Source organism: Rothia sp. 18CD1-1 (genome assembly GCF_055285355.1).
In genome coordinates this window covers 322,437-340,417 of sequence record NZ_JBUZLI010000001.1, presented here as the reverse complement: position 1 = coordinate 340,417, position 17,981 = coordinate 322,437, and the positions used below count along the sequence as shown (strand labels likewise).

Below are 17,981 nucleotides of genomic sequence, written 5' to 3'. Positions count from 1 at the left end.
TTCTTTCTCTCGTCTCACACGGGGCCCTCTATACTACTCGCTTCTGCCCGAAAGCTAAAGACGATCCGCCCCCCACCACCGGCGGTCCGCCCGGTGCGAGGGTTCCTAGCTGTCGCTGACCCGTGCCAGGGTCTCAACCCGGTGGCCACCGATAGCTTCCCTGCCACCCAGACCCTCAATCTCAAGAAAAACACCGACCCCGGCAATATCCAGCCGGGCCTGGCCCATGAGGTTGACCGCGGCGGCAAGTGTGCCGCCGGTTGCCAGCAGATCATCAACGATCAGCACGCGGCTCCCTGCGGGAATATCGTCACGGTGAATCTCGATAGCGGCAGACCCGTATTCCAGCTCGTATTCTTTGGTGAAGGTGTCCCGCGGTAGCTTGCCCGCCTTCCGCACGGTCATCACCCCGGTACCCGCCCGGTAGGCCAGGGCGGCGGCGATCAGAAAGCCACGCGCCTCCACACCGGCGACGATATCAAACCCACCCTCAAATCGGGCGGCAAGTTCGTCGATGCAGCGGCGAAAAACCTCCGGGTGGGCAAAAAGAGTGGTGACATCGTAGAAGAGAATACCCGGCTTGGGAAAATCCGGGATCTGGGCGCATGCAGCGGGCACCAGCTCGTCTATAGCGAGATCAACAGAAACAGGCTTGTTCATGAATCGCATACCTTACGGGTTACTCTCGAAAGCCCTCGGGTTCTTTCCCCGGTGGTCTTTCCTCCAGCTGAAAGTATAGCCGTAAATGGGGACGAGAAAGTGATCGGACCGCGGGCGGCCGTTTCTCCTCCGCTAGTCGATGACCCTCTCACGCGCGGCGAAATCACGCTGCGGGGCGAGTTCGCTCGCCAGTACCTCAAACTGGCGGGCCACGGCGGCCGGTGCTGTACCCCCCTGCGCCGAACGGGACGCGAGGGACCCCTCGACGGTGAGCACCCGGCGCACGCCGGGGGTGAACAGGGGCGAGATGGAAGCAAAATCGCTGTCGGTGAGGTCCCACAGCTCGCAGTCTTTGTGCTCGCACAGGCGCACGGTTTCTCCGGCAAGCTCGTGGGCCACCCGGAAGGGTACCCCCTGGCGAACCAGCCATTCGGCGACATCGGTGGCCAGGGCAAAACCCTGCGGTGCCAGCTCGGCAAGACGCTCGATGTTAAAGGTCAGCGTGGCCACCATACCCGAAACCGCCGGAAGAAGAATCTCAAGCTGGTCGATGGCGTCAAAAACCGGTTCCTTGTCTTCCTGTAGGTCCCGATTGTAGGCCAGCGGTAGCGCCTTGAGGGTTGCCAGCAGGCCGGTCAGGTCTCCGATCAATCGCCCGGCCTTACCGCGAGCCAGCTCGGCGATATCGGGATTCTTTTTCTGCGGCATAATAGACGACCCCGTGGAGAAAGAATCGTGAAGCTTCACAAACGAGAATTCCTTGGTGGCCCACAGAATAACCTCTTCGCACAGACGGGAGAGGTCAACCGAGATCATCGCCGCAATCCAGGAAAACTCCGCGTAGACGTCCCGGGAGGCGGTGCCGTCGATCGAGTTGTGGGTGGCGGAGTCAAAACCGAGTTCTGCCGCCACTGCCTCGGGGTCAAGCCCCAGTGATGACCCGGCGAGCGCACCCGACCCGTAGGGGGATACGGCGGCGCGCCTATCCCAGTCCATCAGACGGTCGAGGTCCCGCGAGAGCGCCCAGGCGTGGGCGAGAAGCTGGTGGGAGAGAAGCACCGGCTGGGCGTGCTGAAGGTGGGTGCGCCCCGGCATGGGTGTCTCGGGGTGGGACCGGGCCTGATCCATGAGGGCGTCGATGACACCGAGCACGCCGGAGGCGACGATGGAGGCGTGGTCGCGCAGGTACATGCGGCCCAGGGTGGCTATCTGATCGTTGCGGGAACGTCCGGCTCTCAGCTTTCCCCCGAGTTCGCTGCCCGCCCGCTCAAGGAGCCCCCTTTCCAGGGAGCCGTGCACGTCTTCATCGGTCTCTGCCGGGGTGTAGGCGCCGCTGCGGACATCGGCCTCCAGCCGGTCGAGGGCGGCGAGCATGTCGGTAAGCTCGGCGGCGGTGAGGAGCCCCGCCCGGGCCAGCACCCTGGCGTGGGCGCGGGAGCCGGCGATATCGTAGGGAGCTAATCTCCAGTCGAACTGGGTTGACTTGGACAGGGCCGCCAGCGCATCTGAGGGGGCCCCGGAAAAGCGGCCGCCCCACAGTGCTCCGGTGTTGGTCGCGTGTTTTTGGTGGTCAGACATGGGTTTCCTTAGGGGTTCGCGGAGAGGCCCAGGCGCTGGTCGCGGGCCGAGGCCACCTTGGCAGACATGCCGTAGAGCTCGATAAAGCCCTTGGCCTGTGACTGGTCAAAGGAGTCTCCCTCATCGTAGGTTGCCAGGTTGAAGTCGTAGAGGGAGGTGTCGGAGCGGCGGCCGGTGACGGTTGCCGCCCCGGCGTGAAGGTCCATGCGGATTTCACCGCTGACCATTTTTTGGGTGTCCTCAATAAAAGCGTCCAGAGACTTTTTGAGCGGTGAGAACCACTGGCCGTCGTAGACCAGTTCTGTCCAGCGCTGACCCACGGTTTTCTTGAAGCGTGCCTGTTCGCGTTCAATCGTGACGTTCTCGAGTTCTTTGTGGGCGGTAATGAGCGCCATAGCGCCGGGAGCCTCATAGATCTCACGGGATTTAATGCCTACCAGGCGGTCTTCCACCAGGTCGATACGGCCAACACCCTGGGCACCGGCCCGGTGGTTCATTGTTTGGATTGCTTCAAGCGGGGTTACTTTTTGCCCGTCGATGGCTACCGGTAGACCCGCGTCAAAGGTGATTACCACCGTGTCGGGTGCCGGGGAAAAGGTGGGGTCATCGGTGTAGTCGTAGACGTCCTTGGTTGGCCCGTTCCAAATATCTTCGAGGAAACCGGTTTCTACCGCGCGGCCCCACACGTTTTGATCGATGGAGAAGGGGTTCTTTTTGGTGGTTTCGATGGGCAGGTTATTGTTTTCTGCGTAGGTGATCGCCTTATCTCGGGTAAGGGCCAGGTCACGTACGGGGGCGATGCATTTGAGGTCGGGCCCCAGGGTTTGGATACCGACTTCAAAGCGCACCTGGTCGTTGCCTTTGCCGGTGCAACCGTGGGCGACGGTACCTGCACCAAATTGCTGGGCCGCGGCGACCAGGTGCTTGGAAATCACCGGGCGGGAGAGTGCGGAGACCAGCGGATAGGAGTCCATGTACAGGGCGTTCGCCTTGAGTGCGGGCATACAGTAGTTGTTGGCGAATTCGTCGCGAGCATCGGCAATATAGGCCTCTACCGCCCCGCAGTCGAGGGCGCGCTGACGCACCGTTTCGAGTTCTTCGCCTCCCTGGCCAACATCGACGGCGACCGCGATAACCTCAGCCCCGGTGGCTTCACCGATCCAGCCGATAGCAACCGAGGTGTCAAGCCCACCGGAGTAGGCGAGCACGATACGCTCTTTCATAAGATTCCTTTCTTAGCCCGCGGGGGTCAGACAGGCACCCGCATAGTTCTACATAATTATGTTCCCTTGCTGATAAATATGCAAATAGGCCCGTGCACCGTCCATGAAAAAACCTTAACCTTTCGCTCATCTAGGTTTTAGAACCGCTTGGCATACTAATGTCTATGGTCAAAAAATCATTCTTTATCGGAACGATCTTCGCCATCCTCGGGCTACTGCTCTTTCTCACGCTGAGCCTTTCACAGCGGGTTCAGGGGCCCTCCATCTCCCCCGATCCCCTGGTGCTGGACTCCGCGCACCGGCCGACGGACACAGAAGCCGCAGCGCAGAACCGGCAAGAGTCCGCACCGGCCAGCCCCGACACTATCGAGCAGGTGCCCGTCGAGCAGGCTGTGCCCTCCCACGACGTTGACCACATCCCCCATGACGACGACACCCCGGAGGTAGAAACCGACGACGACACCGCCCTCTACCCAGAAGACGGCGGTGTCGACAATGACGATTAGAGGCCGCTTTTCTTTCCCCGCTGTTGCCGGCATCGTCAGAAGGATACTCACTCCTTCCACTCGTTGGAGGATAGTGGGGTGGGTGACCCTGACCGCCGGGGTTGCTCTTGCAACGATTATTTTTAGCGTCTACCAGGTGATGCGCCGCGATCTGATCGAGAAGGTCAACACCGAAATATCCCAGGAGCTCAGCGAGTTGAGAACCTTTGCGCAGGAGGGGAAAAATCCCCGGACCTCCGAGGCTTTTAGTTCACCGGCAGAGATGCTGGAAGTCTATATTTCCCGCCAGTATCCCGGCGAGCATGAGCAGCAACTGGGTATTGTCCGGGACAAGGTCCTCTACCTCAGCGAGGAAGAAGTCTCGGAGCAGTGGGGCGGCTACCGGTTACACGAGGACCAGCAGATGCTACACAGAATCAGCACAAGCCCTCAGAACTCCGGGGTGGAGCAGACCCCTCACGGGACCTTTCACTGGGGCCGTATAGACATAGGCACCGGCGAGTCCGGGCAGGACCGTGGCGGCCAGTTTGTGGTGGTCAAATACGTCACCCCCTCTATGGACGACCTCCACCGGACCATGACCACCGTGTGCGGTATAGCCTTTCTGGCTCTGCTTCTGGCCTTTGGTATTGCATGGTTTGTTGCCGGCCAGATCCTCAAGCCCATTCGTAATCTGCGGCAGGTGGCAGAAGCGGTCTCCGACAAAAATTTTACCGGCAGGGTACCGGTAGTCGGCAGAGACGACATAGCCGCCATGTCACTCACCTTTAACCAGATGCTAGACCGCCTTGAAGAGTCAGCGACAACCCAGCGACGCTTTCTCGACGATGTCTCCCACGAGCTCCGCACCCCCATCACCATTGTGCGCGGTCACCTCGAACTAATGGAACGAAGCACCCAGGAACAGGCAGCGACCCTGGAACTGGTCGACGACGAGCTTGACCGCATGGGCCGCATCGTCGCCGACCTGCTCCTTTTGGCAAAATCGGAGCGACCGGATTTTATTCGCGCCAAACCCGCAGACCCGGCCGCTCTCATGATCAGCCTCGAATCAAAGGTTCAGGCTTTTCACGGCAACCGATGGCTGGTTACGGAGATCGCCGACGGTGAGGCTGAGCTCGACGAACAGAGAATAACCCAGGCGCTCCTACAGCTGTGCGCCAACGCGGTGCAGTACTCACCCGAGGGGTCCAGCATCGAGCTGGGCAGCCGATTCAGCGAACAATCCGGGCAGAAAATACTGAGCTTCTGGGTCCGTGACCACGGCCCCGGCGTAGACCCCGCCGACTCTCACATTCTTTTTAGCCGTTTTCACAGGAGCAACGCCAAGAATCCGGCCACAGCACAGCAACACAGTAGCGGGGCCGGCCTCGGGTTGGCCATTGTCAAAACCATTGCCGAGGGGCACCGCGGCCAGGTCTGGGTAGCCGCACCCGATAGCGGCACCGGAACAGTATTCGGTATCTCAATCCCCGCCCATACCAACACCCCAGAAAGTATAGAGGTGAACCCGTGAGTCACATACTCGTCATCGAAGATGACCCCCGCATATCCTCCTTTATCATCAAGGGACTCAAGGCAGCCGGATACACCGCAACGCTGGAAGACGACGGCCAACGCGCCCACGACATGGCCAAGAGCGGCGGCTTCGATCTGATCCTTCTCGATATTGGTCTGCCCTCCATGAACGGTTTCAGCCTCATGAAGAGTCTGCGGGCGGCGCAGGTACAGACCCCCATCATTATGCTCACCGCCCGAGATTCTGTCACCGACACCGTGCAGGGACTAGAAACCGGAGCCAACGACTACATGACCAAGCCCTTCCAGTTTGCCGAGCTCCTGGCGCGAATCCGGTTGAGGCTGGCCGAAAAACCGGCCCCTTCCGAGCCCACGGTTCTCAGTCACCGGGGCCTCAGACTCGATACGCGTTCGCGGCTTGTCTCGGTGGATGGCAAAGCGCAGGAGCTCACCAGCAGAGAGTTTGCGCTACTGCTCACCCTGATGCAGCACAAAAACCAGGTGCTTTCAAGGGAGCAGCTGATCGGTATGGTCTGGGGAATGGACTTTGATCCCAGCTCAAATATTGTGGATGTCTATATACGGGCCCTGCGTAAAAAGATCGGTGACTCCTATATCACCACGGTGCGAGGGGCAGGTTACAGGTTATCGCTATGAGTACTCTCTTCTCCCTCGACCGCAACGAACGCTCCCGTGCACCCGAGCATCAGCTTCCTCCGGTAGAAGGCTGGAGCCTCCGTCGGGCCGCATTACCCATCTCAGTGCTCTGTGCTGTTCTGGTTCTGGGGCTTATCGTCTACGCCCACATCAGCCTCTCCCTGGACAGGGCGGGTGCTGTGACCCTCGGTATTTTTGTGCTTGCGCTCTGGGCCTGGATTTTTACGCGAATCGCAGACACCTATGTTGCCCTGGCGGCAGCCGTAGCCACCGTGGCCACCGGGGTGCTTTCCCCGGAAGATTTTACGGACTCTTTGGGAAACCAGATCATCTGGCTGCTGATCGCCGCAACCCTGCTGGCCCAGGGTGTTACCCATACGGGGCTGGCGTACCGGATCACCGGCCGGGTTATCGGTAGAGAGACCAGCGTGCGGACTCTCTTCTACCTCCTGTCGATCTCGCTCTTTTGCACCGTCTTCGCCATCCCCTCCACCTCGGGGCGGGCAGCCCTGGCCCTCCCGGTTTTTATGGCCTTAGCCCAGGCGCTGAGGAGCCACCCCAACACCGTCAAAGCGCTTTCGCTGCTCGTCCCCTCGGTTATTCTGCTCTCGGCGGTTTCGTCTTACCTGGGGGCGGGAGCCCACCTGATCACCGATGAAATTTTGCGCTCCTCCGGTGAACAGCCGGTGGGTTTCCTGCGGTGGCTCGTCTGGGGTGCCCCGCTGGGCCTGCTCTCCAGTCTCCTGTGCACGGAGCTTATTTTGCGGCTTTTTCTGACCAATCGTGAACGCTCTTACCGGCTCGATTTCTCCGCCGCACTGGGATCTTCGCGCCCCGTGAGCCGGGACGAAAAAACTGTTCTGTGTATTCTCTGCGCCGTGGTTGTTCTCTGGGCGACTGAGCCCCTGCACGGAGTCAGCGCACTCCTGGTGGCGCTGGCCGGCGCCCTGGCGGTGACGGCTCCCGGTGTGGGGGTCATGAAACTGGCTGACGGTTTGAGACAGGTCCCCTGGTCTCTGCTCATTTTTATGGCGGCAACCCTCACGCTGGGCTCTGCCCTCAACGATTCGGGGGCGGCCAGCTGGCTGGCCGGCACCCTGTTTATGCCGGTAGCCGGGATGGGCAGCACGGTGTTTCTGGGGTTGGTTATTCTTGTATCTACCGCCTCCCACCTGCTTATTCAGTCGCGCAGTGCGCGCTCCACCGTGCTGATTCCGCTGGTTATCGCCGCAGCTTCTCCGCTGGGGGCTGACCCCCGGGCACTGGCCTTTATTTCGACCGCCGCGGCCGGTTTCTGCCACACGCTCACCAGTTCGGCAAAACCGGTGGCCCTCTTCAGCGATATTGACGATCTTGACACCTATACGGCAGCCGATTTACTCAAGCTGAGTATCTGGCTGGCACCGGCGCATATGCTCCTCATCTGGGTTTTTGCCACCGGTGTATGGCCGCTCCTGGGTATGCGGGTGAGCCCCTAAAGCCCCACCGGGCGCAGAAATAACCTCTTACGAAAGGTAGTTACTATCATGGCAATGATTATTCCGCAGCGTATCCTGGTTGCACCCTCGGGTTTCAAGGGAAGCATGGAGGCCGACCGGGTGGCCTCGGCTATTGCCGCGGGTATTCACCGGATCCTTCCCGGTGCCGCGGTCCGCACCCTGCCTATACCTGACGGTGGTGAGGGTACCACCCGGCTTCTGGCCGAGGCTACCGGGGGACGGCTGGTCGCCACCGAGGTGACCGGGCCCCTGGGAGAAAAGATAGATTCTCACTTTGCCCTGCTGGGAGGCGCACACCGCGGGGTGGCCCTGGTGGAGATGGCTGCGGCCGCCGGCCTATCCCTCATTCCCCCGGATCGGCACAACCCCGGCCTCACCGGTACCTACGGTGTGGGGGAACTCATGGTGGAGGCCGCTTCCCATCCCGGTGTCCACACCCTTGTGGTGGGTTGCGGTGACTCTGGGACCTCAGACGGTGGGGCTGGAGCTCTGGCCGGGTTGGGGGCCAGGATACTCGATTCCCGTGGTCGGCAACTGCCCGCCGGTGGTATCCACCTCGAACAAGCAACCGCTATCGACCTTTCGGGGGTGGACCCGAACGTTCTCAACACACGGATTATTCTCGCTCTCAACCAGCACAATGTGCTGTGCGGCCCCCGCGGAGTTGCCCGAGTCTTTGGCCCGCAAAAGGGCGCAACCGCCGAGCAGGTAGAAAAACTGGACCGGGCACTCACCCGCTGGGCACAGCTGCTGACCGAAACCCGGCTGAGTATCGATCCCCACAGCACCACTAATTTTTATGACGGCCCCGGCACCGGTGCCTCGGGTGGGTTGGGGGCGGGCTTGGCGCTTCTCGGTGCCGAGCTCACTCCCCGGTTTGAAGCCCTGGTGGACTCGGGCCTTACCGGCGCCGATCTCACCCAAGAAATAGGGCGGGCCGACCTGGTGGTGACCGCTGAGGGCGCGATAGATGGGCAGACCCCCCACGGAAAAGTTCCGGCCGAAATTGCCCGCCGCGCACGGGCTGAGGGCACCCCGGTGCTGGCCCTTGCCGGGACAATCGGTCATAGTGCGCACCGGGTTCACGAGACGGGGATCGGCGCCTACGCCTCTATTATTCCCCTGCCCATGAATTTAGAAGACGCCCTCAAAAACGGTGCCCAGCTACTCACCGACTCTACCGAGAGGAGTTTCCGGCTCCTTCTGCTGGGCTCAGCTGTTAGCGCTTCCATGTCTGCCAGGCTCTGATGCGGGGTGTTTTGCCTCAGCGGTCAGAGGGCTCCTGCCCTGAAGATCTCAGCTGCCACTTGAGTATCTTACCCGTGGCCCCCAGAGGGAGACTATCAACGATTCGGAACTGCCGAGGATACTTGTAGGCGGCAAGGCTGGTTCGGCAGAGTTCATCGAGCTCAGCCACCAGCTTTTCCCGCTCGATTGGGGAAAGAGGCTCCCGCGGGACCACCACCGCGCACACCTCTTCACCCACACTCTTGCTAGCTATGCCCACCACGGCCACCTGTCGCACACTGGCGTGGCTATCAATCACGTCCTCAATCTCGCGGGGGTAGACACTGTAGCCGTTGCGCAAAATCATGTCTTTCATGCGGTCAACGATAAAAATATTTCCGTCCCCATCGATTCGGGCAATATCTCCGGTGGCCAGCCAGTCGCCGTCAAAAATAGCGGCGGTGGCCTCGGGGTCCTTCCAATAGCCGGCCATCACGTTTGCCCCGGCAACCCACAGCTGCCCGGCAGAGCCCGGCACTAGCACCGCACCCTCATCGTCGCGGACCTGTACCCTAACCCCGTCCAAGGCTGTCCCCACCGAGCACAGAACCGGGGGGTGCCCGGGGCGGTTGAAAGAAACAACCGGCGATGCTTCAGAAAGCCCGTACCCTTCTAGCACCGGGCAGTTGAGCAGGCGCATAAAATCGGAATGCACCGAGGCCGGAAGGGGGGAACCTCCCGAGATACCAAAGCGGATCTTCCCCGCAAGCTCCTGCGGGGTACGGGTTTCAAGGTAGGCGGCGATAGCGGTGTACATGGAGGGTACCGCCGCAATAACGCTCACCCCGGATTCCACGCAGAGCCGGGCGGCAGCCTCCGGGCTGAAGCGGGGTAACAGCGCCACCGCCGCACCGGCCGCAAAAACCGCGTTCATGGAAACGGTTTGGCCGAAGGAATGAAAGAGGGGAAGTCCGCCAAAGAGCACATCGGTTCCCCGGTAGTCAAAAACCCGGGCAACGGTGGTGGCGTTTGCCCAGAGATTGCCGTGGGTGAGCACCGCCCCCTTGGGTTTTCCCGTGGTACCCGAGGTGTAGAGGAGAACCGCCGGTGTGTCATCGGTGACCTCCAGCGGTTGCCAGGGTTGAGGGGACTCGTCAAGCTGGCGGTCCCCGGAAAGGATGTCAACCCGAATTCCTTCTAGGGTGGCACCGTCTTGGAGGACACGGGCGCCTCGACCGATGATGAGCAGGGCCGCCCCGCTGTCGTCGAGGTGGAAACGAAGTTCTCTTTCGGTCAGCAGGGGGTTGAGGGGCACACAGATTGCCCCCAGAGACAGCGCAGCAAAATAGTAGACGGGCATTGCGGTGATATTGGGCAGGGAGAGAGCAAGGCGGTCTCCTTCCCCGATACCGAGCCGGCTCAGATGCTCGCGAGCCGCACCCACGTGGCGGTAGAAACGGCGGTAGCTGAGGCGGCCGAGGTCACCGGTGATGGCAAGCTCGGCAGATTCTCTGTGGCGGATGAGCAGGTGTGACAGGTTGACCATGGGCAAAAAATTCTCGTGTTCTTTCGGTGGGGTGGCTACTGTCCCATAGTAGAACCTGCCACCGTGATGTGTGTCTTTCGTGCGGTCGATGCTGTGCGGGCACCCCCCGCTCCTGTTATTATGAATTATTAATAATAGTATCTAGGAGGATATATGTCCCAGCTCAGCACAGAAGAACTCGAACTGCTCAACACCGTTTTTAACCTGGTCCGGGAAGGAAAAATCCAGGCGGTAACCTCACTCCTCGACCAGGGTGTACCGGTAAACCTCACCGATTCCAAGGGAGACACCCTGCTCATCCTGGCAGCCTACCACCAGCACCCCAATCTCGTGAGCGCCCTACTAGAACGCGGGGCAGACCTCAACCGGCTCAACGACCGCGGGCAAACCGCCCTGGTCTGCGCCGTCTTCCGCAACAACGACACCATCACCAAAAAACTTCTTGCCGCCGGCGCCAATACGGGCCTGGGCACCCAGAGTCCCGCCGAAGTCGCCCACTTCTTCAACCTTCCCCGTATGCAGCAGCTTCTACATGACCACGAGACAACAGAAAACACATCGCGGGTTCGGTCGGCACACTAGGCGGCCCAGCTCAAAAACTTCTGGGCCAGATCTTCCCCGCCCAGGGGGTCCCGGGAGATCACCAGCACGGTGTCGTCGCCGGCCACCGTCCCTAAAATGGGGGGTAGCGCGGCCTGATCGATAGAGGCGGCAAGAAACTGTGCGGCACCGGGCGGGGTGCGTAGCAGCACCAGGTTAGCGGAAACTTCCGCCGTAATCAGCAGCTCTTTAAAGAGAGCAACCATACGCGAATCAGCACCCTCCGACGAAGAACGCCGCACCGGACTGTGAGGGACCGTGTAGATGAGCCCGGATTTTTCATCGCGCACCCGCTCCGCCCCCACCTCCACAAGATCGCGTGAGAGAGTTGCCTGCGTGACCCGCACACCATCGTCAACCAGAAGCTGAGCCAGCTCAGCCTGCGAACGCACACGGTGGGTGGAGAGCAGGTCAACAATCCGCGCCTGTCTGGCCGTCTTGCTTGTAGGAATCGCCATGGTAGATTTGCCCTATCCGGAGGGAAAACAAAAACTCTGTTAGCCCTTCAATTATATGCAAATATTTGCATTATCTATACACGGACAGCAGTGAACCGCTGTGAGCGGGATAGTTCTAGACTTCGTCTTCGTCGTAGGTATCCGCATATTTCCGCCCACCGCGGCGGTTGAGCCACACGGCTGCGGCAATACCGGCCGCAAAAACCACAAAAGCTCCTATCAGGCAGGCCCAGCCGGCAAAGGTGGCGTTGCGTACCGAGTCGGTGGTGACCTGGTGCAGAGACCCCACTTTACCCGTACGGATCACCTCCACCTGGTTGTCCCCCGTTCTGGCGAGCAGGGCATCAACTTCCTGAGGAAAGTCCCCCCTGGACTGGCCGGTCTGTGAACCGCGGAACTCTACGCTGGCGCCGCTGCTGACCTCTTTGGCGTCGGAGAGGTCAGACTTGAAAATGACCCCGTTGAGCGAGCGGTCAGCGGGCAGGTTACCCGAGTATTTAGCCACGTTAGACTTGGTGAGCAGATCGGGGGTGAGATCAACAAAGGTACCTGTCATCACCCAGGTCCTGTCTTCATATCCGGCATCATCGCTGGCCGTGTTAAGCGAACGGATCCCCGTGACACCCAAAAAAATGGTCACAATTATCGCCAGCGCAACCGTTCCCACGGTGAGCCAGCGCGTACGCGCATCCACGGTATCTTCAAGACCGTAGTCGTCATCGACCATCTCGAAGAAACCATCGTTGTCTTCCTGCGGTTGTTGGGGGTCATCAGCCACGAATTATTCTCCAAAGAAAATCTTGTATCGCCTATTTACACACAGTAGAACATTCTACGTGAATCCGCCGCACTCACAGCAAACAGGTGGGCGGCAGTGAGAGCGCCGGAAGCGGCAGCCCGGCGCTCTCATCTATTCTTAGCCGCGCTGAACAGCCCCGTAGCGCTCGGCAGCCAGATCGACCGCGGCCTGGCGCGCAGCCGAGGCTTCGTCGGCGGTCAGGGTGCGGTCTGCGGCCCGAAACCGCAGGGCGAAGGCAAGAGACTTTTTGCCCTCTTGCACCCCCGGGCCTCGGTATTCGTCAAACACGCGGATATCCTCTAGAAGGTCTCCGGCCCCCTCGGTGAGCGCCTCCGACAGCTGGGCAGCAGACACACCGGTATCGACGATAAGGGCAACGTCCTGGGTTGCTGCCGGGAAGCCGTAAATAGCGCGAGCTTCAACAGCACCGGAACCACCTGCGACCAGGGCGGAGAAATCCAGCTCAAAGGCACACGTTCGCTCGGGCATATCGAGCTCTTGAAGTAGCTTGGGGTGCAGCTCCCCGGCGAAACCGATCACCGTGTCTCCCCGCATCAGGGCCGCTGTGCGCCCGGGGTGGAAAGCCTGGTGGGCACCCTGTACCACACCTATCTCGGTACCGGTGGAGTCGGCCACCAAACGTGCCGCGTCCAGCGCGTCCCGCCAGTCATAGGGGCGGGCCAGGGTACCGGGCATACCGTCGTGCTCGGCCCCGGTAAAGAGCCCGGCAACATAGCGCGGCTGGTCGGGAATACCCTCCATCAGGTTGTCCAGCTCCCGCTCGCTGGGGCGCACACCCGGGCCCGGAATATCGGGCGATCCCAGCTGTTGCCCGGGGATGAACACCAGCCCCTGCTCAAAAAGAGCAAGATTCCTAAACCCCCGGGACAGGTTACGTTTGAGCACCCGAACCAGGCCCGGAAGCAGCGAGCGCCGCAACCAGCCGGATGCCTCAGAGATCGGGTTGGCCACTTTCAGGGATTCGAGGTTTACCCCGGCCAGCGGGCTTGCCCACAGGTTATTGTCCTCGCGGGATACAAAGGGGTAGGCGAAGACCTCGGTGAGCCCCGAGGCAGCCAGGGCATCAAAGGCGCGGCGACGCACGGCCTGTTCCCGGGTGTAGCCCCGCCCCGGGGGCGCCACCGGCAGGGTCGAGGGGATCTTATCGTAGCCGTCCAGCCGGGCGATCTCTTCGGTGAGGTCTTCTTTGTCGGTCAGGTCGGTGCGCCAGCTGGGGGCCAGCACCGAGAACGAGTCCGAGCCCGCTGTCACCCGTGCACCGATAGCGGTCAGCAGATCGACGATCCGGGATTCGGTGTAGTCAACTCCGATACGGCCGGCCGTGTAGCCCCGTGGCAGGGTAATGGGCGGGGGGGCCACCGCGCGGTCAATATCGGTTACTCCCGCATCGGCCTCAGCGGCACCCAGACTGACCAGTAGCTCAACTGCCCGCTGAGCTGCGGCGGCCTGTAGCTTGGGGTCCACCCCGCGTTCAAACCGTTTTGAGGCATCGGAGGTGAGCCTGTGCCGGCGGGCGGAGCGGGCGATAGACACCTCATCGAAGCGTGCCGATTCAATCACAATGTTTCGGGTCTCGGCTGAGCATTCGGTGCGCTGCCCGCCCATCACCCCGGCAAGGCCCACGGGGCCGGAGTCGTCGCAGATCAGCAGGTCTTGGGGGTGAAGTTCGCGCTCTTTACCATCGAGGGTGGTGAGTTTCTCGCCCGCCTCTGCCCGTCGCACGGTGAAACCACCGCTGAGTTTGTCAGCATCGTAGAAGTGCAGGGGCTGGCCGGTTTCCAGCATCACATAGTTGGAGATATCCACCGGTAGGGACACCGAGCGGATACCCGCCAGGTGCAGCCGCGAGGAGAGCCAAACCGGTGTCGGGGCCGTCGGGTCAATTCCGTTGACACGGCGGCTGACAAACCGGGTGCAGCCGGGTTTGCCGTGGATGGGAGCCTCATCGGTGAGATTCACCGGCACCCCCAGGTTGTTAGCAGCCGGTGCACGCTCGGCGAGGTCAAGCACAAAGTCTTGGAAGTCGGCGCCCACGGCGTGGCAGTATTCACGGGCTATACCGCGGATTGAAAAAGCGTAGCCGCGATCCGGTGTCACGTTGACCTCGGCGGCTTGGTCGTAGAGCCCCAGCACCTCTAAGGCATCGCTTCCCGGCTCGGGGTCGAGGCCCAGGGTGGAGAGCACCAAAATACCGCCCTGCTCCTCACCGATGCCCAGCTCGCGGGCCGAGGCGATCATGCCCGCAGACCGATGCCCGTAGGTCTTCCGCGCGGAGATAGCAAACCCACCGGGCAGGACCGCGCCGGGCAGGGTCACCACCACCTTGTCACCGACCTTAAAGTTGTGGGCACCGCAGACAATGCCCTGCACACCGTCTTCCTCGATACCCTCACCGGTCAGCTTTTGCTTCTGTCCCTCGGGAACCACCCGCACCGTGCACCAGTTGACGGTCTTGCCGTTGGAGTGGGTCTCCGGTTCCATGGAAAGCACCTGCCCCACCACGATGGGGCCCGAGAGCTCGTCGGTGGGTCGGTGAACCGCCTCCTCTTCAAGGCCAACTTTCACCAGGGTGGCCATCACGTCTTCGGCGGTTGCCGCCGCCGGTACCGGTGCGTATTCACGCAACCACGAAAGTGGAACACGCATTTAAATCTCCATTCCAAACTGCTGGCTAAAGCGAATATCTCCCTCAATGATGTCGTGCATGTCCGCAACACCGTTGCGGAACATGAGGGTGCGTTCAAGGCCCATGCCAAAGGCGAAACCCGAGTAGACTTCGGGGTCGATGCCGGCTGCACGTAACACGTTGGGGTTGACCATTCCGCAGCCTCCCCACTCGATCCAGGCAGGTCCACCTTTGGCGCCGGGGTGCCAGAGATCCAGTTCAGCGGAGGGCTCGGTGAAGGGGAAGTAGTTGGGCCGCAACCGTATTTTAGCCTCCGCCCCAAACATCTCCCGGGCCAGGTGTTCCAGGGTTCCTTTGAGGTCTGCCATGGTCAGGTTTTTATCGACGGCTAGACCTTCAAGCTGGTGGAAGACCGGGGTGTGGGTGGCGTCAAGCTCGTCGGTGCGGTAGACCTGACCGGGGCACACCACGTACACCGGCAGCGGGCGAGACAGCAGCGCGCGCATCTGCACCGGAGAGGTGTGGGTGCGCAAAAGCAGGTGGGCTGAGGCCGGTTCGATAAAGAAAGTGTCTTGAAGTTCACGTGCCGGGTGGTCGGGTTTAAAGTTGAGTGAGTCAAAGTTAAACCACTCGGATTCAACCTCGGGGCCGTCGGCCACCTCCCAGCCCATGCCCACAAAGATGTCGGTTAGGCGGTCTTGCAGAATATTGAGGGGGTGGCGCCCGCCCAGGGCCCGGCGCGGTATTGCGGCGGTGACGTCTACCGCTTCTTCTACCAGAATGCGGGCGTCACGCTCTTCTTCAAGCTCGGTATTACGTTCTTCGAGGGCTTTGGCCAGGCGACCGCGGAATGCCCCCATGATTTTGCCGATTTCTGCCCGGTGTTCTTTGCGCAGTTCACGCATTTGCCTGTTAGCCAGGGTGAAGCCGCCCTTCTCGCCCAGGAAAGCCAGGCGGGTTTTCTTGAGCCGGTCAAAATCGGGGGTTGCCTCATTGATCTCTTTCTGGGCGCGCTCAAATTCTTGGGAGAACGCCCTGATGACCGTTTCGAGTCCGCCTTCGGGGTCGTCTTCCAAAATATTTTTGATGTTTGCCAGAATTGTGTAAGATTCTGGCTCCCTGCTGTCTTGCGGTAGGGGCTCAGTCATATATTGCTCAATCTCTTGACGGTTCTGTGCTGGCTGGTCGGTGTTTGTGCCGGTGGGTGTACCACCGCGGTTCTACGGCCTCTCCCAAGTTTAGTGGTCTCAGCCCGGTTGGGGCCAGAATCGGGGGACGCCGAGTTGTCCCGTGAGTATTTTCTAGTGGTTTCTGCTGGCGGGGGTATCTGTCCCGGCTGTTTCAAGAAGACCGTTAACAATGGGCAGGTCGGCGGGAATCCAGGGTAGGTCAAGGAGCTTACGGGTGAGAGCAAACCACCGGAGAGCACTGTGGTCTTGCAGGGTTTCGGGGGTTCCATCGATGATTTCAGCGCAAAAAACCCGCATGGCCGCCCGCCGGTTGAGCCGCCAACCCTGCTCACACTCACCGACTATTTCTTGCCCCAGTCTCACCGACACCCCCAATTCTTCGGCCAGTTCACGGGTAAGGGCCTGCCGGCAGCTCTCCCCCGCCTCCACTTTGCCGCCGGGGAACTCCCACAGCCCGGCCAGTTCAGCCGGGGCACTGCGCCGACCCAGCAGAATCCTGCTCGGCTTGGAGAGGGAATCGAGGATAGCCGCACCCACCACCTGCACGGGGAAAAGGCTGTTGCGGGCGGGGCCGTTCACGGGTTTCCCCCGGAGAGGGCCAGGGCTGAGGCGTAGAGGCACACCGCTGCGGCCATACTTACGTTCAGAGATTCGGCCCGGCCGTGGATTGGTACCGAAACTTTTGCGTCCGCTATCACTTTTTCTTCCCCGCTCAGTCCGCCGGCCTCGTTACCGAAGAGCCAGAGGGTGGGCCGGGCCAGGTCGTAGACGGCCGGCAGCGGAGTTTTCACCCCGAGACGGCCGGCAGCGGCTGCCTCGGCGAGGTCGTCAAGGCTCACCTCTCCGTAGCCGTCGGCGGCAAGCACACCCATGCCCTGCGCCCTGGCCGCTTCTACATACTGTTCGAGATCAACACCCTGCACGATAGGCAGGTGAAAGAGAGAACCGGCACTGGCCCGCACCGTTTTGGGATTGTAGAGGTCAACCGAACCGGCTGTGGTGAGTAGCAGATCGGCACCGGCGGCATCGGCCGCCCGCAGAATGGTGCCCGCATTCCCCGGATCCTGTACCCGCACCAGTGCAGCGGCAAGCCGCGGTGTACGGGCACCGGCCAGAATGGGTATTTGCGGAATATCCTGCTGGAAAGCAACAGCAACCACCCCCTGGGGTGAAACCGCTTCCGTCATGGCAGAAAGCACCGGCTCAGTAACCATGCGCATAAACACCCTGCGTCCCGGCTCGGGCGTGGGGGTGCCGTAGACCGCCTCCATAAGCTCAACGATATCCCGGTGCCGGTCAAAAGCCGCCTCAGTGATATAGACAGAATCAAGCACCGGGGCGTTTTCCCGGTGATATTTGAGCGCCTCCCGCACAGCCTGCGGCCCCTCAACCAAAAACTGCCCGGTCTTAGCCCGCCCCCGGCGAGTCACCAACGAAACAACACCCCTCACACGGTCAGCACGAGGGTTCTCCAGCATCACGGGGGTACACAGGCGTTCTCTAAAATCCACGGCTACCACTCTACCGGGTACCGGTGGGGGGCGGATTAGGATGGACAAGGAAACTCCATAATCCATCCCCTTCTACACCATGCATTGAGACTGGATATTTCGAATTATATCTATACCCTCTACAAACCTGAATTTATGACAAATATCAGCACAAGGGGTGTAATCCTCCATTTAATCTCATGATCATTGGCACTATATTGTGATCAATCGTGTTGGGAGACTTGAGATACGGCAATAAAACAGCGTCTATAGGATACACCACGCCGAAATACAGCCGGTGTCCGTTACCTAGGGTGCCCTCAGGTGATACGTATCCGCGCGGTAAAGACTACGTTTTAGAGCCTAACCCGGAAGCCTTTTCC

Annotated in this window: 16 protein-coding genes; 6 read left to right on the top strand and 10 right to left on the bottom strand. The window is 60.8% G+C overall.

Annotated features, from left to right (window positions below; all coding sequences use genetic code 11):
* Positions 1–105: 105 nt before the first annotated feature.
* The 3 genes from ACS1BR_RS01595 to ACS1BR_RS01585 all read right to left on the bottom strand — a co-directional run bounded on the left by ACS1BR_RS01595 (position 106) and on the right by ACS1BR_RS01585 (position 3,461).
* A complete protein-coding gene (locus ACS1BR_RS01595; protein WP_463559687.1) occupies positions 106–660 on the bottom strand; it encodes an adenine phosphoribosyltransferase in 555 nt (184 codons plus the stop codon).
* 132 nt (positions 661–792) lie between these two features.
* On the bottom strand, positions 793–2,238 hold the full coding sequence (gene argH / locus ACS1BR_RS01590) for an argininosuccinate lyase (protein WP_463559686.1): 1,446 nt from the start codon (positions 2,236–2,238) through the stop codon (positions 793–795).
* A gap of 8 nt (positions 2,239–2,246) precedes the next feature.
* Positions 2,247–3,461 carry an argininosuccinate synthase gene (locus tag ACS1BR_RS01585; protein ID WP_463559685.1) on the bottom strand — a complete coding sequence of 405 codons (1,215 nt, stop codon included), beginning with the start codon at positions 3,459–3,461 and terminating at the stop codon, positions 2,247–2,249.
* A gap of 164 nt (positions 3,462–3,625) precedes the next feature.
* On the opposite strand from ACS1BR_RS01585, the gene ACS1BR_RS01580 reads away from it, so the two are divergent.
* The 5 genes from ACS1BR_RS01580 (at position 3,626) to ACS1BR_RS01560 (ending at position 8,889) form a co-directional block, all read left to right on the top strand.
* Positions 3,626–3,967 (top strand): hypothetical protein, encoded by a 342-nt coding sequence (locus ACS1BR_RS01580; RefSeq protein WP_463559684.1) that lies wholly within the window; start codon positions 3,626–3,628, stop codon positions 3,965–3,967.
* Positions 3,968–4,049: 82 nt separating this feature from the next.
* Complete coding sequence (locus ACS1BR_RS01575; RefSeq protein WP_463559683.1) at positions 4,050–5,483, top strand: sensor histidine kinase; 1,434 nt, start codon at positions 4,050–4,052, stop codon at positions 5,481–5,483.
* Complete coding sequence (locus tag ACS1BR_RS01570; protein WP_463559682.1) at positions 5,480–6,142, top strand: response regulator transcription factor; 663 nt, start codon at positions 5,480–5,482, stop codon at positions 6,140–6,142. Before ACS1BR_RS01575 ends, ACS1BR_RS01570 begins: the two co-directional genes overlap by 4 nt.
* Positions 6,139–7,620, top strand: a complete 1,482-nt coding sequence (locus ACS1BR_RS01565) for an SLC13 family permease (RefSeq protein ID WP_463559681.1) — start codon at positions 6,139–6,141, stop codon at positions 7,618–7,620. The genes ACS1BR_RS01570 and ACS1BR_RS01565 overlap by 4 nt, the downstream gene beginning before the upstream one ends.
* A gap of 48 nt (positions 7,621–7,668) precedes the next feature.
* A complete protein-coding gene (locus ACS1BR_RS01560; RefSeq protein WP_463559680.1) occupies positions 7,669–8,889 on the top strand; it encodes a glycerate kinase family protein in 1,221 nt (406 codons plus the stop codon).
* A gap of 16 nt (positions 8,890–8,905) precedes the next feature.
* Here ACS1BR_RS01560 and ACS1BR_RS01555 read toward each other — a convergent pair whose 3' ends face one another.
* The gene (locus tag ACS1BR_RS01555) at positions 8,906–10,414 is read right to left on the bottom strand and encodes an AMP-binding protein (protein ID WP_463559678.1); all 1,509 of its coding nucleotides are present in this window, start codon (positions 10,412–10,414) and stop codon (positions 8,906–8,908) included.
* 153 nt (positions 10,415–10,567) lie between these two features.
* On the opposite strand from ACS1BR_RS01555, the gene ACS1BR_RS01550 reads away from it, so the two are divergent.
* Positions 10,568–10,996 carry an ankyrin repeat domain-containing protein gene (locus tag ACS1BR_RS01550; RefSeq protein WP_463559677.1) on the top strand — a complete coding sequence of 143 codons (429 nt, stop codon included), beginning with the start codon at positions 10,568–10,570 and terminating at the stop codon, positions 10,994–10,996.
* On the opposite strand, the gene ACS1BR_RS01545 is transcribed toward ACS1BR_RS01550, so the two are convergent.
* The 6 genes from ACS1BR_RS01545 to ACS1BR_RS01520 form a co-directional block, all read right to left on the bottom strand.
* Positions 10,993–11,472, bottom strand: coding sequence for an arginine repressor (locus tag ACS1BR_RS01545; RefSeq protein ID WP_463559676.1), 480 nt, complete (start codon positions 11,470–11,472; stop codon positions 10,993–10,995). The two genes, ACS1BR_RS01550 and ACS1BR_RS01545, sit on opposite strands and share 4 nt — an antisense overlap.
* Before the next feature lie 115 nt (positions 11,473–11,587).
* A complete protein-coding gene (locus ACS1BR_RS01540) occupies positions 11,588–12,250 on the bottom strand; it encodes a hypothetical protein (RefSeq protein WP_463559675.1) in 663 nt (220 codons plus the stop codon).
* 138 nt (positions 12,251–12,388) lie between these two features.
* Positions 12,389–14,938 (bottom strand): phenylalanine--tRNA ligase subunit beta, encoded by a 2,550-nt coding sequence (pheT, locus tag ACS1BR_RS01535; protein ID WP_463559674.1) that lies wholly within the window; start codon positions 14,936–14,938, stop codon positions 12,389–12,391.
* On the bottom strand, positions 14,939–16,066 hold the full coding sequence (pheS, locus tag ACS1BR_RS01530) for a phenylalanine--tRNA ligase subunit alpha (protein WP_463559672.1): 1,128 nt from the start codon (positions 16,064–16,066) through the stop codon (positions 14,939–14,941).
* A 153-nt stretch (positions 16,067–16,219) separates the two neighbouring features.
* Complete coding sequence (locus tag ACS1BR_RS01525) at positions 16,220–16,687, bottom strand: (deoxy)nucleoside triphosphate pyrophosphohydrolase (RefSeq protein WP_463559671.1); 468 nt, start codon at positions 16,685–16,687, stop codon at positions 16,220–16,222.
* Entirely contained in the window at positions 16,684–17,619 is a 936-nt protein-coding gene (locus ACS1BR_RS01520; protein WP_463559670.1) for a TrmH family RNA methyltransferase, read from the bottom strand. The genes ACS1BR_RS01525 and ACS1BR_RS01520 overlap by 4 nt, the downstream gene beginning before the upstream one ends.
* Between the last annotated feature and the right edge of the window lie 362 nt (positions 17,620–17,981).